Source organism: Vibrio sp. (assembly GCF_038138445.1).
Lineage (GTDB): Bacteria > Pseudomonadota > Gammaproteobacteria > Enterobacterales > Vibrionaceae > Vibrio.
Genome location: NZ_JAYQDQ010000027.1, coordinates 31,074 through 46,134 on the forward strand (window position 1 = coordinate 31,074; position 15,061 = coordinate 46,134).

At 41.9% G+C, this 15,061-nt stretch carries 14 protein-coding genes and 1 pseudogene; 5 read left to right on the plus strand and 10 right to left on the minus strand.

Features of this window, described 5'->3' with window-relative positions; all coding sequences use genetic code 11:
- Nucleotides 1-47 precede the first annotated feature (47 nt).
- The 7 genes from cdd to AAFM34_RS09535 all read right to left on the minus strand — a co-directional run bounded on the left by cdd (nt 48) and on the right by AAFM34_RS09535 (nt 7,031).
- Nucleotides 48-935, minus strand: coding sequence for a cytidine deaminase (gene cdd, locus AAFM34_RS09505; protein ID WP_341662207.1), 888 nt, complete (start codon nt 933-935; stop codon nt 48-50).
- A gap of 248 nt (nt 936-1,183) precedes the next feature.
- Nucleotides 1,184-1,861: a CidB/LrgB family autolysis modulator gene (locus AAFM34_RS09510; RefSeq protein WP_341662209.1), complete on the minus strand. Its 678-nt coding sequence runs from the start codon at nt 1,859-1,861 to the stop codon at nt 1,184-1,186.
- Nucleotides 1,861-2,226 (minus strand): CidA/LrgA family protein, encoded by a 366-nt coding sequence (locus AAFM34_RS09515; RefSeq protein ID WP_341662211.1) that lies wholly within the window; start codon nt 2,224-2,226, stop codon nt 1,861-1,863. Before AAFM34_RS09515 ends, AAFM34_RS09510 begins: the two co-directional genes overlap by 1 nt.
- A gap of 146 nt (nt 2,227-2,372) precedes the next feature.
- Nucleotides 2,373-3,797: an exodeoxyribonuclease I gene (gene sbcB, locus AAFM34_RS09520; protein WP_341662213.1), complete on the minus strand. Its 1,425-nt coding sequence runs from the start codon at nt 3,795-3,797 to the stop codon at nt 2,373-2,375.
- A 109-nt stretch (nt 3,798-3,906) separates the two neighbouring features.
- Nucleotides 3,907-4,668, minus strand: a complete 762-nt coding sequence (locus AAFM34_RS09525) for a transporter substrate-binding domain-containing protein (protein WP_341662215.1) — start codon at nt 4,666-4,668, stop codon at nt 3,907-3,909.
- Between the two features lie 163 nt (nt 4,669-4,831).
- Nucleotides 4,832-6,208: an L-cystine transporter gene (locus AAFM34_RS09530; protein WP_341662217.1), complete on the minus strand. Its 1,377-nt coding sequence runs from the start codon at nt 6,206-6,208 to the stop codon at nt 4,832-4,834.
- A gap of 163 nt (nt 6,209-6,371) precedes the next feature.
- The gene (locus tag AAFM34_RS09535; protein WP_371833266.1) at nt 6,372-7,031 is read right to left on the minus strand and encodes an oxidoreductase; all 660 of its coding nucleotides are present in this window, start codon (nt 7,029-7,031) and stop codon (nt 6,372-6,374) included.
- A 743-nt stretch (nt 7,032-7,774) separates the two neighbouring features.
- On the opposite strand from AAFM34_RS09535, the gene AAFM34_RS09540 reads away from it, so the two are divergent.
- The 3 genes from AAFM34_RS09540 to btuD all read left to right on the plus strand — a co-directional run bounded on the left by AAFM34_RS09540 (nt 7,775) and on the right by btuD (nt 10,643).
- The gene (locus tag AAFM34_RS09540; protein WP_341662221.1) at nt 7,775-8,803 is read left to right on the plus strand and encodes a succinylglutamate desuccinylase; all 1,029 of its coding nucleotides are present in this window, start codon (nt 7,775-7,777) and stop codon (nt 8,801-8,803) included.
- A gap of 102 nt (nt 8,804-8,905) precedes the next feature.
- Nucleotides 8,906-9,901, plus strand: a complete 996-nt coding sequence (gene btuC / locus AAFM34_RS09545; protein WP_341662223.1) for a vitamin B12 ABC transporter permease BtuC — start codon at nt 8,906-8,908, stop codon at nt 9,899-9,901.
- Nucleotides 9,888-10,643, plus strand: coding sequence for a vitamin B12 ABC transporter ATP-binding protein BtuD (btuD, locus tag AAFM34_RS09550; protein WP_341662225.1), 756 nt, complete (start codon nt 9,888-9,890; stop codon nt 10,641-10,643). The genes btuC and btuD overlap by 14 nt, the downstream gene beginning before the upstream one ends.
- Nucleotides 10,644-10,703: 60 nt before the next feature.
- Here the strand turns inward: btuD and AAFM34_RS09555 are convergent, their stop codons facing one another.
- The gene (locus tag AAFM34_RS09555; protein WP_341662227.1) at nt 10,704-11,279 is read right to left on the minus strand and encodes a nucleoside triphosphate pyrophosphohydrolase family protein; all 576 of its coding nucleotides are present in this window, start codon (nt 11,277-11,279) and stop codon (nt 10,704-10,706) included.
- A gap of 166 nt (nt 11,280-11,445) precedes the next feature.
- Here AAFM34_RS09555 and AAFM34_RS09560 point away from each other — a divergent pair, with 166 nt between their 5' ends.
- Nucleotides 11,446-12,495 carry a diguanylate cyclase gene (locus AAFM34_RS09560; RefSeq protein ID WP_371833267.1) on the plus strand — a complete coding sequence of 350 codons (1,050 nt, stop codon included), beginning with the start codon at nt 11,446-11,448 and terminating at the stop codon, nt 12,493-12,495.
- A 52-nt stretch (nt 12,496-12,547) separates the two neighbouring features.
- Here AAFM34_RS09560 and AAFM34_RS09565 read toward each other — a convergent pair whose 3' ends face one another.
- Together AAFM34_RS09565 and AAFM34_RS09570 are read right to left on the minus strand one after the other, a co-directional pair.
- Nucleotides 12,548-13,105, minus strand: a complete 558-nt coding sequence (locus AAFM34_RS09565) for a DUF1415 domain-containing protein (RefSeq protein ID WP_341662231.1) — start codon at nt 13,103-13,105, stop codon at nt 12,548-12,550.
- A 45-nt stretch (nt 13,106-13,150) separates the two neighbouring features.
- Nucleotides 13,151-14,365, minus strand: coding sequence for an MFS transporter (locus tag AAFM34_RS09570; RefSeq protein ID WP_341662233.1), 1,215 nt, complete (start codon nt 14,363-14,365; stop codon nt 13,151-13,153).
- Nucleotides 14,366-14,480: 115 nt separating this feature from the next.
- On the opposite strand from AAFM34_RS09570, the pseudogene AAFM34_RS09575 reads away from it, so the two are divergent.
- A pseudogene (locus tag AAFM34_RS09575) lies at nt 14,481-15,008 on the plus strand (LysR family transcriptional regulator); the annotation flags it as partial.
- Between the last annotated feature and the right edge of the window lie 53 nt (nt 15,009-15,061).

Sequence of the window (15,061 nt, forward strand, 5' to 3'; positions counted from 1 at the left end):
TTAATTAGGTAAAGGCGTTTTTGTAACCACCTTTACCCAATTGGTTATCAAATAGCTAAATAGCTAAGAGGGATATCGGGATTGATGGTTTCTAAAGTAGATTGTGTTGTATCTAGGTGGCTACATGCACCTGTTAACTTTTCTGCTAATGCTACAGATTCTATCTGATTGAATGATTTCCCATCCAGAAGGATTTGACAAAGCGCGACTTGCAGCGGAGGTAGGCTAGGATTGAATGCGGCATTTTCAGCGTAAGCACCTTGATAAATTTTGCCATCCTTAACTTTAATACTTACTCCGCTATGGTTGTTTGTGTAAGGTGCGTAGCTTTTATTTAGCGCAGCAACCGCCGATGCAATCATTTCATCATTGTGTTCAGATACAAGTTGGTGATCAGTGTCAGCCATTAAACCAGAAGTCACGCCAAGATCTGCGGGACCAAAAGAATCTGGCAAATAGTTTTGGAGTGGTTTCTCACTCAAGGCCGGTAGCTGAATCATGAGCCTATCAGCGGTGATTAGCTCGTTCATAAACTGGCGACAATGTCCACAAGGACTAAAGTTGATCGTAATATCTAAAATACCCTGTTCTCCCTTCATCCAAGCATGGCTGATTGCAGATTGCTCTGCATGCACTGTCTGACCAAGTTGAGTTCCAGCTATCTCAAGGTTTGCGCCGAAGTACAAACGTCCAGATAATCCTCGCGCAATAGCACCGACATAAAAATTTGAGATAGAAGCATACGCATAGGCTGCGGCGAAAGGGAGCAAGGCAACTCTCAAGTCTTGATCAGGGAGTCCCGATAAATCCAAAAGCTTTAAATATTGCTCTTTTGATAAAGTGGCATCAAAGTCATCCGCTAATAAAATAGGAGATAGGAAGTCTGCAATGTTCGCTGATGTTTCTGCGAGTGCATGTTCAAGGCGGCTTCTCATTGTAAATCCTTGTTGTGACATTGTTGAACATCTAAGTGCCACAAGATCTTTTTAAAGAGTGGCCAATTTTGATGCGGTAGATCATTTTATGTTACAAGGGAAATTTTACTGTGACAATAGTCACTTTTGTTGATGTAATTTAAATGAAAATTGCACTATTTGAGTGATCTCACACAGGGTAACGATTGCGTAGATGTAAATGGTAATTCATATCAAAATTAACGAAATTTAAATCCTTATGGCTAAATCTATGCCGCTAGCCAGATCGCAAGCGCAAAAAATAACGGTGAAATAATTGACGTGATAACACCCGATAGAACCAAGGCTAGGGAACTAAAAGCGGCGTCTTGACCATTTTTTTCGGCACAGGTGGCTGTTCCAAGTGCATGAGATACAGTACCCATTGTCAACCCTTTTGCAATAGGGTGAGTAATATTAAGCAGACCATAGATGGGATAAGCACAAATTGCCCCAAATAAACCCGCCAACATAACCAAGATAGCAGCAATAGATGGCTCTCCGCCGAGATGGCTTGAAATTTCCATTGCGATCGGGGTGGTGACTGATTTGCCAAGTAGGCTGGCAACTAGACTCAGATCAGCTTTCAGGTAGGAAGCAATAAGCGTGGTCGTAAACATAGACATAAGGCTGCCTACAACACATGACAGCATAATAATACGCCAATTAGAACGTATCTGAGGTAGCTGCTCATATAAAGGGTAAGCGAGTGCCACCACAGCAGGTTGAAGTAGATAGTTAATCCATTGATTACCTTCATAGTAAGTATCAAAAGGCACATTGAAATAAATGAGGCAAGGTATGATGACAACAAGACTGATCAATAGTGGGTTCATCAATGGATTTCTTACCTTTTGGCTAATCCATCGGGCTGAGAAAAATACGGCCAAGGTTAAGATTAACCACATTATTTGTTGCCCTCTTTGAGCATGCGATCAAGCATCAAGCCTAATGTGATGAGTACAATAAAACTGCCGCCAATAACACTGGCGAGTACAGGAAATGCATTGGCATAAAGCACATCGAAATGCTCCATCAAACCAACACTTACTGGGACAAATAGCAGCACCATATAGCGAATGAACAAAGTGGCGCTAGGGCGCACCCATTCAGAGGGAACTATTCCACTACTGAGAAGTACAAAAAGAATTAGCATGCCTATAATGCTACTGGGTATGGAAGTACCAAGCAGGGATTGAACCCCATTACCTATGAGCAAGCACAGAAAGATCAACCCCATAGAGACGACATATTTGAGAATTGTTGCTGTCATGATGAGTTCCGCCTAACAATTACAACTTAACTATAAACACAAATGCACTAGAGGCTGTTGTCTAGTGTATGTGCTGATTTTGCATGCCTGAGTGATTGTAATAGTGTAATGGCCTGCATTTCGTTAGGGTTCAGATAGTAAGTGCTTTACGAGACTAACTTCTCAACATATTTATAGATAGATTTTAAAATAACAAGTTTGCTTTCGTCATCTTCATATTCGTGAACTAAGTTTTCCAAATTGAGCATGTAGTCTTCAATGTGACTGCCAAAATAGTCTTGGCAATGGCTTGCCCATCGACGTTGTTCACTTTCACTCAGAGTGGAAGGGAAGTTTCTTGCTCGGTAGCGAAACAAGAGTGGGGCAATACGTTGATCGTTAAAAGAGATGTCTAACGAAGCCAATTTCTCTGCGTCTGCCTCTTTAATAATATTCATTGAGCTGCGGTCTGCAGGAGAGAAAAAACCATCATATAGCTGCGAATCTACGTTGTGACTTGCTTCGTACTTTCGTTCTTCTGAATAAAGCGCAACAAGTTTCTCTCTAATCTCAGGATTTTGCTTGATAAGTTCAAGATTTTTCAGGCACTGTTCACGGTTGATCCCTATGATTTCTGCGTTCTCAGCCGTTAGTGTTTTTGCTGGTGCAAGAATAGGGCATTTGTTTAGGTGTATCAGTTTAATGGGTACAGGGAGCTCATCTGGGCCGAGCTCTGAGTGCTTAGTATATAGTCGCTGATTTAGCTGCTCGGTATCAAGCTCAAAAAGTGGCTGAGGATCTTTAGCTAAGTCGATCACAATCACTGCATTTTGATTAGTTGGGTGCCATGCTAATGGCACAACCCAACTTGTATATTGACACTCGCGCCCTAACATTCCAGACACATGCATCAATGGCGTCATATTAACAATGTCAACCAGCTCATTGAGCTTACGTTTATGACGCATGTTTAAAAAGTAATCAAACAGCTTGGGTTGGGCGGCTTGTAGCTTTTTGGCCATTTCAATGGTCGCGATAACGTCAGCCATTGCATCGTGGGCGTTTTCGTGTTCTATGCCGTTAGCAACAGAAAGGTGTTCGAGTTTAAAGCTAGTAAAACCCTCGTCATTTTCTGGCCAGTTGATACCTTCTGGTCTAAGGGCATGGCAGGCACGCATAACATCAAGTAAGTCCCAACGTGAATTGCCGTTTTGCCAGCTCCAAGCATAAGGATCGATGAAGTTACGGTAACAGGTATAGCGAGTAACTTCATCATCAAATCGAATATTGTTATAACCCAAGCTAGTCGTATTGGGAGCCGATAGCTGACGGTGAATTTGAGCAATAAACTCTGGTTCAGGCAAACCATGTTGAACGGCAGTTTGTGGCGTAATACCAGTGATTAAGGCTGCTTCCGGTGAAGGCAAATAATCTGAAGGAGGCTGACAGTAAATAACCAGAGGCTCACCAACAATATTGAAGTCCATATCAGTTCGCACGCCTGCAAACTGGCATGGCCTATCGAGCGCTGGGCTGGTTCCCCATGTCTCATAGTCAAAAAAGAAAAATGTTGGTTGTTCTTTGTTACTCATTGGCTTATTGCTCTGTATTTGTGATTTTTCACCATGGACATTGTATATCAGTTGGTAAGTGAAGGAAGCAGTTTTCTCAGTCAGGAGGGGATTAATTGAATTTAGATAATTACTTAAATTTATCAACCAATGCTTGATATTCAGGTGTTTTTTTAAATTCATCTAGCGCGGCTTGCATTTGGTTGACGACCTCGATCGGTGTGGTTTTGTTTACCGCGAAATAGTTATCATTAAATTTGAACTGATATACGGACTCAATCAGGCTGAGGGAAACATTGAGTTCTTTTAATTGTGCTTCAGCGCCTTTCCAATTTGTAGCCCAGAGATCGATGCGCCCTTTTACAAGTTGCTGAGCTAGTAGCGCGGCATCGTGCGAACGTATGATGTTTGCTTCTGGAACTTTCAGTTTTTCGACGCGTTTTTCTAAGCTGTCTCCCCTGATCACTCCAATACGGTATTTGGATAGGTCGGCATCTGAGATGATATTTATGCTGCTGGTTTTTCTCGCAATAAGAAAAGAAGGTGTCCCTTTGGATATAGGGCCTACCCACAAAAACAAAGATTCTCTTTCAGGTTTGCGTGATGTTGCAAATAGTATGCTGCCTTTTCGTCTTAGTGTATCTTTGTAAGCTCTTGCCCAAGGTAATACTAGAATGTCTTCTCTGCTAAGCCCTGATTTAGCGTGCCTAGCTGCCCCTAATAAGACCTCGACAGACAGTCCAGTTAAACGACCATTATCATCAGTGAAGTTTAGAGGCGGGTATTCCTCAGTCATAAACTTAAGCTCTCCCCAAGGGTCGTATAAAGGTAGACCTGCTCGCGAGACAAAGGACAGTAATACTAATGCTGTTACATAAAGCGTTCGGAGCATAATACACAGTATCGTTAGGCGCTAAGTTAAGGGCTCTTGTATCGAGGATAGGCCAAATTGAAGAATTAGGCATCATATGGATGCCAAACAAGTCACCTTAATCGACAGGTGCGAGTGACAAAAAAGCCCCCGAACACTGAGTTTGAGGCTTAGGAAGATTAAACTAGGCTTGTTGGGTTTCTAGCCCTTCATCATCGGTGGTGTCTTTTCCAATCAGCCGACTGGTAATGGTTCCGGCTGTTATGGTGCCAGAGACATTCAGAGCTGTACGTGCCATATCGATGAGTGGCTCGATGGAAATAAGTAGGGCCGCGATGGTGACAGGAAGCCCCATAGCTGGTAACACTATGAGTGCAGCAAAGGTAGCACCGCCACCAACACCAGCTATCCCAAATGAACTGATTACGATGATCGCGATAAGAGATAAAATAAAGTGTATATCTGTAGGATCAATGCCTACAGTTGGTGCGACCATAACTGCAAGCATGGCAGGGTAGATACCGGCACAACCGTTTTGCCCTATGGTAGCTCCGAATGATGCAGATAGATTAGCAATCGCTGGTGGAACGTTCAGCTTGTTGATTTGCGCTTCTACGTTAAGTGGAATCGTTGCTGCTGAACTTCTTGAAGTGAAGGCAAAAGTAAGGACAGGCCATATCTTCTGAAAATAACTTTTGGGGCTTACGCCCACGAAAGAAACCAGAACTCCATGAACAACGAACATAAGTGCTATTGCCACGTAAGACGCTATGATAAAGCCAAGTAAGTTAAGAATATCATTGGCACTTGAGGTGGCCACGACTTTTGCCATCAATGCCGCAATTCCGTATGGCGTGAGTGCCATAATCATTTTTACAAGTCGCATGACGATAGACTGAGTGGCATCAACAAATAAGCTTATCGGTCCTTCAAGTTCCTGTTTTTCGATCATGACTTTACGTGCAGCAATACCAGTAAGAACCCCGAATATGACGACTGCAATAATGGATGTCGAACGTGCTCCTGTAAGATCGGCAAATGGGTTGGTTGGGATAAAGCTAATTAACATTTGTGGGATAGTAAGATCACTAACGGCGCCAGCCCTGTTTTCCAGAACAGCAATACGGGCAGTTTCTCTGGCTCCCTCGACTAAACCTTGTGCTGTTAGTCCAAAAGCTTGTGTAATCATGATACCAACTAATGCCGAAATCGCGGTGGTAGCGAGTAATATTGAGATGGCTAAGCCAGAAATCTTTCCGAGTGAGCCGCCATTTTCTAACTTAACGACTGCGGATATCATGGACACAAGCACAAGTGGCATGACAACCATTTTTAATAAACTAACATAGCCGCTGCCGACAATATTAATCCATTCAAGTGTTTGGTTGATTACATGAACCTCTTGGCCAAAGGTAATCTGGAGTACAAGTCCAAACACACTACCTGTGACTAAACCAAGTAAAACTAATCGAGACAAACTGTTTTCTTTGTTTTGCTGTCGCATAATAAATACAAGAATCGCGACAAATATCGCCAAAGAAGCGATAGATTCGAGTGACATAGAAGGTAGCCTTTATTTAAGAAATTGATGACAACATTTGATGCTGTAATCAACGATAATGAATTGCCAAGTCGCAATGAAATGAATATTGGGTATGACATATAACAATAAGTTATTAACCAGTCAGAAGAGTACTTTTTTGTACAATCTAACCAGCTTTTATTTATTGATATTGATTGATGAGGCTTCGTATTTGAATGCTGTCGAGTGTTCGTATCTTAGGCTTGGAATCAGAAAAGACACTATATTGCATTGCTTTAGCAACTTCACTTGCTTGAATCGGAATCAGTTTAGCCAGTTTGCCAAACATCAATGGACGTATTGATTTGAGGACTAATTGAATAACAGCTTCGTCTTTTCGCGGCGTGTCTCTTAACCCAACCAGAGGCCCAGGCCTAACAAAGGTTACATGGTTAAATCCCATACGTTCAATTGCCATTTCCATTTTCCCCTTACAACGTAAGTAGTGAGAAATAGCGTGTGGAGAGGCGCCGTAGCTTGAAGTCACAGCAATCTGTGTGGCCCCTAAAAGTTTCATGGTTTGGGCGACTTCACAGACCAAATGATAGTCGATACGTTCTAGTTCTTTTTTGGAGCCAGCTTGCTTTATAGTTGTGCCAAGACAAATGAAACCGTATTTTGGTGATGGATTTTCGGGTTGCCAATTTTTTACTTGCAACTGGGGATCTTTTATCACTTCAAGTTTTGGGTGAAAAAATGGCAGGGATCGTCGACTCAAGGCATAGATATGTGTGATTGGAGCCGCTTCGAGCATCTGCTTGATCAATTCGGTGCCAATCAAACCAGTTGCCCCAGCTATCATTATTGCGTGCTCTTTTTCTTTAGACAATGACTATGTCCTCAACAACCTTTTTGATGGGTAGAGAATCTATCAACATGAGATAAAAATCTGTGATCCATATTTGAGGTTGAGAGTTTTTTAGGCCTCGGCTATCGAGGCCTTTAAATACTTCAGTCGTTATATGAGTGAGAATGGAATACGTTTTGGTGTTTTAGAAGTTGGTTTTGGGTGTTTCTGTCTCTTCGGTTTTTGATTGGCAAACATACAAACCTCCATGTACGAACAAACTTTGCTCTGCGGATTAGGCAGGCTTTGTGCCATCAAATAAGTCGTATTATAAATTTCAATAGGTTACAGCATTATGAGCTTGTATCCATCTCAAACGATAGCAAAAAACTCAATAAGGTCTTAATTTTGTCGTCAATTTGATTATCATAATGATAATAATGTCTATTTTTTCATCTTTTAGTATGTATATTATGCAGTTGTGTTCAAAATAATGAGAGATAGTCTCAATTTTTTACAGTGGAGTTTCATTCACTATAAATGTGATATTATTAACAATAAGCTGGTTCTTCGCCCGATTTGTAAGGTTTATCGGTGAGAGTCGCTAGCTCTTCATTTACTTTGTGCCGAGTGACATACGGTGATACGGCACAATTTTATTAATAAATATGACTTTTCTCTCTATAACTGAGATCATGTCAACATAATTTTATTCAACAATTTATTAACATGCTCGCTGTGCAATAAAGGAGTAGCGCATGACGAAAAACCTCTTTCGCCAATCTTTTCTTTTTGACAGCCTAGATCTAGACCAACCCATGTTAGCGGGTGAGATGACGGTTGCTAACGGCACCTTGTTTAAACTCCATGAGCGCGGGGTTTTAGAGGTCATTCCATCTGAATTAGATGCAAACAGTAAACATATTATTATGTCTTGTGGTATCCACGGCAATGAAACTGCGCCTATGGAGCTCGTTGATAAAATTGTTTCAGATATTCAAACAGGGTTTCAGCCAGTTAAAGAACGCTTATTGTTTATCGTGGCTCATCCTGAGTCGACCAATAAACATACCCGCTTTATTGAGATGAATCTCAATCGTTTGTTTGACGATAAAGAACACCCAGCAACAAAAGAGCAAGTAATTGCTGAGAATTTAAAACAAGTTGTGGCCTCTTTTTACCAAAATACACCGCAAGACAAACGTTGGCACTTAGATTTACACTGTGCTATCCGTTCTTCCAAGCATTATACCTTCGGTGTAAGCCCCAAAACACGTTATCCAGTTCGAAGTAAAGCACTGATGGATTTTTCTGCGAACGCCCACTTGGATGCCATGATGTTTTCAAATGCACCATCGAGTACCTTCAGTTGGTATAGTGCAGAGAATTATGCAGCGCAGGCGCTTACGGTAGAATTAGGAAAGGTGTCTCGCATTGGCGATAATGACCTTAATAAACTGGCCGCATTTGAGTTGGCGACACGTGATTTGATAGCCTCAAGTGAATCAGAGCACTTGCCACGTCAGCCAGTTATGTACCGAGTGAGTCGGACTATCGTTCGACTTAATGATGACTTTAAATTTCTTTTCGATGACGATGTGGCGAACTTTACTGCGTTTAAACATGGAGAGGTATTTGGTCATGACGGCGATAAACCGCTTATGGCTAAAAATGAAGGTGAAGCGATAGTTTTTCCTAATCGACATGTGGCTATTGGCCAAAGAGCTGCTCTTATGGTTTGCCCAGTCAAAACACGCTTTGAATCTGGTCAGCTTGTCTACGATTGATGTCTAGGTTTCAACACGTGCTTTCTATTTTGCTTTTGTCAGGGTATGGTTGAGCGATTATTGTATATACTCAGCCATACTGGCTCTTAAAGCTTGAATCTAATGCACTTAAGCCAACTTCTTAACCATCAACATATTCGCTGGAAGCGCTTCACCTTGGTGTCTTTAGCCATCCTTGTTGCTGTGTCTGCTGTCCATCTTATGGTTGGTGATATCTTTATTTCACCGTTTTCACATTTAACGACTATTCAAACGCAGCTCATTACTGAATTGAGGTTTCCTAGGTTGCTTGCTGCAATGGTTATTGGCAGTGCTCTCGCGGTTTCAGGTGGAGTTCTACAAGTGCTATTAGGTAACGTTCTTGCTGAACCTGGAGTCTTAGGAGTATCTGGTGGAGCAAGCGTTGTCATGGTTCTTCTTCTTTTTCTTTGGCCAGCATGGGCGACACCGATTGGTTTTATGATTGCCGCAATTATTGGTGCTTTGTTGTTTACGATATTTTTGGTCTCTGTCGCGACAGTCATGAAGCTCACCACAACGCGTTTATTGTTGGTTGGTGTTACGCTAGGTATTCTCACTGGTGCTATCGTCACTTGGGCGTTTTACTTTAGTGATGATTTGAGCTTACGCCAACTTATGTATTGGCTTATGGGGGGAATTGGTGGTGCCAGTTGGTATCACCATCTGCTTACTTTATTTTTGTTACCTGTCTTAGTTTGGTTGTGTATTCAAGGTCGAGTACTAGATAAGCTCATGATGGGGGAACAGCATGCTAAACAGCTTGGGGTAGATGTTTATACCATTCGTTGGAAGCTTATTCTTTCGGTATCAGTTTTAGTCGGTGGTGCTGTAGCATTAGGCGGAGTTATTGGTTTCGTGGGCTTGATTGTCCCCCATATGGTTAGATTGACATTAGGTGCACAAAATCGATATTTGTTACCGATATCTGCAATTATGGGCGCGGTATTAGTGGTGTGTGCTGATATTATTGCTCGTACCGCTTTAAACTCAGCTGAGCTTCCTTTGGGGGTGGTCACCACAAGTATCGGTGCGCCAATATTTATTTGGATACTGGTAAAGCATCATGATTCGCATTGATCATTTATCTCTAGATACCCGTCTTTTACCCTTGTCTTTTGGTCTGAGTAGAGGGGAAGTTCTGCATGTTATTGGGCCAAATGGAAGTGGTAAAAGCACTTTATTAGCCTCTGTCGCTGGACTATTGGATTTTGATGGTGATGCATTTATTGATGATCTCAATGTAGGATCAAGTTCGCTAGACACCTTGGCCATGAGCCGTGCATTTTTAAGCCAGCATGATCGCCCAGCATTTAATCTCGATGTGTCATTTTATCTATCATTATCGCTTCCGCAGGCTCATCAGATTGTTACAAAGACTGCTGAGTCTGTTATTCAAGAGCTAACAGAACTGCTTCAAATCTCAGATAAATTGCATCGTTCAATACATGAATTATCTGGCGGCGAGTGGCAGCGAGTAAGGCTGTGTGCGATATGCCTTCAGATCTGGCCATCACTCAATCCTAATGCCAGGCTACTTATACTCGATGAACCCGCTGCTGCGCTTGATATTGGACAAGAGGTTTTCCTGTATAGATTAATTCGTAAGGTGGCGGATATGGGAATATCGGTCATTATGTCCAATCACGATCTTAATCGCACAATAAGAAACGCAGACTATGCCTTGTTACTTGAGAATGGAGTGATGCAAGCGTATGGCCCAGTAGAGCATGTATGTAATCCTAATGAGCTGTCTCGGGTATTTAAAACTAGTGTGGAAAAAACTGAGGTTAATGGCCAATCAGTCTTGGTTTTCACTTAATTAACTTAAGCTACCCCAGTATGTTTTGAAGGAGAATATTAGGGTAGCTTGAAGCGTATGTTATGCAGTTAGTGGCGCTAAGTCTGCTGGACGATAGTAGACAGACTTTAACACTTTACCTTGGCGTATTGTCTTTGAATCAGACACAAAATCTTCGGCACATTTAGCAATGATGTAATCGCCTTTTTGAACTGCCATCAATTTAATACCTTGCTTAGCATAATGAGACTCGGTATCAGAATATTCTTGTTCACTGCGGCAAACTTTGCTCATATTGCTAGAGTGGACTTCGTCCCAACATGAAATAAAATTAATACCACGGTTTTCGGCGACGTTGAACAACAGGTCGATGAGATATGTAATAGCAAGGTTGGACTCTATCGTTTCATTGCCTAAGTGTACTAAACGCCCCATCAACACATAAACGCTATCGACAATAGCGTCGGCCTGCTCAGTTTTGTTATCTGCTTCTGCCAGCTCGGTCAGTTCCTCAATGGCAAGAGAGGTATGCAATATATCGGCTTGGGAATCTAAGGTATCAGGGCTATCAACGGGTAAGTCAAAAGTAGTACGAAACTCCGTAATATCACGATAGAGATGATCGAAAATGTCTTGAGTAAGTTTAGATAAGCGCATGATAAAACCAAAATACGAAAAATTTCCTCCATAGTATCAAAGCGCCAGTAAAGGTGCCATTAAAGCCTCACATAAATAGCGTAATGGCCATACCAAGAAGAATAGCATATGCTAATCTATTGGTAATGAGGTTAATAAAGATACGTCGCATCTAACCAAAATAGGGATTGAGATGGTAGCAACTAGCGAAACACTAATCCGACGTTTGTACCAGATCACCAATGACTACCAGAAAGGTTTTGATATTCAAATCACCCAACTCATTATGCTTGGCTTAGAACGTTTTGACCTAGATATTGGTATATTGTCGCGTGTTGAAAAGGACGTGTACACAGTACTCTACTGTGTAACGCCTGAGGGTGTAGAGCTCAACTCCGGTGATACATTTGATTATGATGCTACCTATTGCCAAATTACCTGTAGTTCTTTTGGTCCTGTTGCGATTGAAAATATGGGAAATGACGATAGGTATGCTAAGCATCCAGCTTATGCTGCGTTTGGACTTGAATCATATATTGGTATACCCATATTTTATGACGATGAGGTATTTGGTACCCTGAACTTTTCTTCTGCGACACCTTACCCCAGAAGTTTTGCTGATACCGACATTGATACGCTTAAGCTTATGGCTTCATGGGTAGAGGTTGAGTTGATTCGGCGTAAACAGGAAGAGCGTTTGATAGAGCTTAATAATAAGCTTGAATATCAGGCTTATCACGACGCCCTTACTGGTGTGGCTAATCGGCATAATATGTTTAGGACGATACACGCTGATATTGAACAACTGCTTTTGGCAGATGGTAAGGGCTCTATAGCAGTCTTAGATATTGATCACTTCAAGCAGGTTAATGACAAATATGGGCATCAAATAGGCGATGATGTTTTAAAAAAAACCGCTCAAGCGTTGAAATCAAGGCTGGCAGATTCAGATTTTATTGCTCGTTTCGGTGGAGAGGAATTTGTCGTGTGGCTGCCTGAGCGCAGTGTTGATGAGAGAGAGCAAATATTTAAAAATCTCCATCAATCTGTTTCTGAAGTTGTATTAGACAGAGATCCAATTACGATATCGATTGGTGTTTGTCACTTTGACTTTGCTAAAAAGAAAGATCTTGAGTGTAAAAGAACTCTACTTGAGTACTTCATTGACCGCGCTGACACTGCTCTTTACGAAGCGAAAAAGCAGGGCCGCGATCGAATTATAACCGTCACAAACTAAAGCCAAATTTTATCTTAATGTTTAGTGTCACTAGAGCACATATACCCCAGACTTATCTAAATAAATATGGAAATAGTTTAATCCGTTCGGCTTGAGAGAGATTCTCCACTCTTTGAATATTTGTATCAGGAATTGATTCAGGATTTGGGTAGTGTTTGAGCACTTTTTCCATGCTGTCTTCCCGAATAAGATGGAAGATAGGATATGGCGAGCGGTTGGTTAAATTTTCTGCATCTTCTGGTTCTGTGTCAGCGAAGCAATAGTTAGGGTGGAAGGTGGCGAGTTGGAAAACACCTTGCCATTTTTGCTGACGAATAAGAGCTTCAACCCAATCAATGAATAGATTGTAGTCATCGAAATCGCTAAGCATATTAGGGACTACAACAAGCGTTGTTTCTAACTCCTCTGCTGATTTCTGCTCCAGCTCCACTAATTGGGTCAGTATGTCCTCCAAAAGGTTTTGTTCTTCTCTAGCTTGGCTAACGAATATTTTAATTTGATTATTGCGCTGCGGCTTAGCGGCAAAGGGGCATAAGTTGAGGCCAATAACGACATCATTGAGCCACTGATTTACTTGCTGAGTAATAAGATTTGAATCTGTAGGTATCATTGTAGTAGTGAACTTATTTTGGTAGCTAAGAATAGCAGATTCAGCTCATTGCTGTAAGCGGTTAAAATGAACGGTTCTGGAACCAGTAATAGAGCCTTTTTTTAGTTGGTGGCAAAGTGCAAATATAGTGAGGTAGAGAAGTAAACCTCCTCCCATGACCATCAACCAACCGCCATGTTGCCAACAATAGATAAGTAAGAAGCCGCCTAAGCTTCCACCGACATAATAATGGACTAGATATAAAGCCGTCGCTGTTGCTTTGGCATTTGTGGCTTTCTGGCTCACCCAAGAATAGGCTAAGGTGTGGGTGAAGAATGCTCCAAAACTAATGAAGCAGAGCCCAATAATCATCAGCGGTATGCTTTCAAAGTAGGCGACGATCATACCAATAAAGCTGATTGCTGTACCAATCATCATTCCACTGATAGGGCAGTAACGAAGGCACCAGATGGAAGTGAGCTTAGAGCTTATCGTCCCAGGTAGATAACAGAGGAAGATCAATGAAGCTAATCCGATCGGAAGAAAATGCGGAGCTTCGACCAAACGAAACCCCATAACCGAGTAGAGATTGACAAATAGAGCAAAATTTACACCGCCAATTAGCATAGCGAGCATAAGGGTTTTATTTTTTAGGTGCTTGATTACCGCGCGGTTGTGATACCTCAACAAACCACGTTGAGGACTAAAATGCTTTTGTTTGGGCAGAAAGATCATCACCAGCAGAGCACCAATGAGTGTAATAGCTGCCATAGTCATTACCGCTTGTTCCCAACCCAAGGAGTCGGTAAGCACCCCACCAATAACTCGGCCACTAATACCACCAAGAGAGTTTGCCGCTATATATCCACCAATCGCCTGATTAAAAGCAGTAGTAGAGAGTTCTTCCGCCATGTAGGCCACCGCGACGGATGCAAAAGCAGCGATTGCTATACCCATTAGCGCTCTCATGACTACCAGACCAGTTAGAGATGGTAGTAGCAACATGCCTATCGAGACGAGGGGCATGGCAAGCAGACCCAATATCATGACTTTCTTGCGGCCAATGGATTCTGATGCCACCGCCCAAGGTACCAAACTAACGGATAAGACAAGTGTTGTGGCGGCGAATAACCAATTAATTTGAGTTTCCGTCACGGAGAAATGCTGCGCCATATGAGGCAGCATCGGCTGGAATAGGTATAGGTTACAAAAAACCACGAAAGAGCCGAGAGCAAGAGTGATAATGACCCGCTGATAATCCTTGGTTCCAATAGCAATCATAGGATGAACTACCTCACTAAAAACACCTATTACTGTGATCAAAATATCAGTGAAAATGCGATTAATAAAATATATTAACTATATAGAGTTAATATATATTACTTATGGAGAGGTGATGGATACGAAACATCTAAAGCATTTTGTTGCGGTGGCTGAATTAAAGCATTTCACCCAAGCGGCTCACGAACTTCACATTGCTCAACCAGCTCTAAGTATGTCGATAAAAAAATTTGAGCAGCAGTTGGGGGTTGAGCTGTTTCGTAGACATGATAGACAGGTTTCACTAACAGATGAGGGGGAGGTGTTGTATCAACATGCTAAACGCATATTGCAACACATTGATGATGCAAGGCTGGCTATCGATGAGTTAAGAGGTCTTGAAAAAGGAGAAGTAAGGCTTGGAGCGCCAAGTATGATGGGCTCTTATTTTTTTCCACAAGTCCTTATGGCCTTCAAAGCACATTATCCGAACTTAAAAATTACGCTAGTCGATGCTGGAACCCGTTCTATTCGTCAAATGCTTTTGGATGGTGAGTTAGATATAGGGGTTATTGATGGCCATGACGTCCCTGAGGATTTGGAGACAGATTATCTATCGGATGAGGAAATGGTGGCAGTTGTATGTCCAGAGCATGATATAGCTGTCGGATAGGCGACACCTGTTACCAGATGCCGCCCTCCTAAGAACCGTACGTG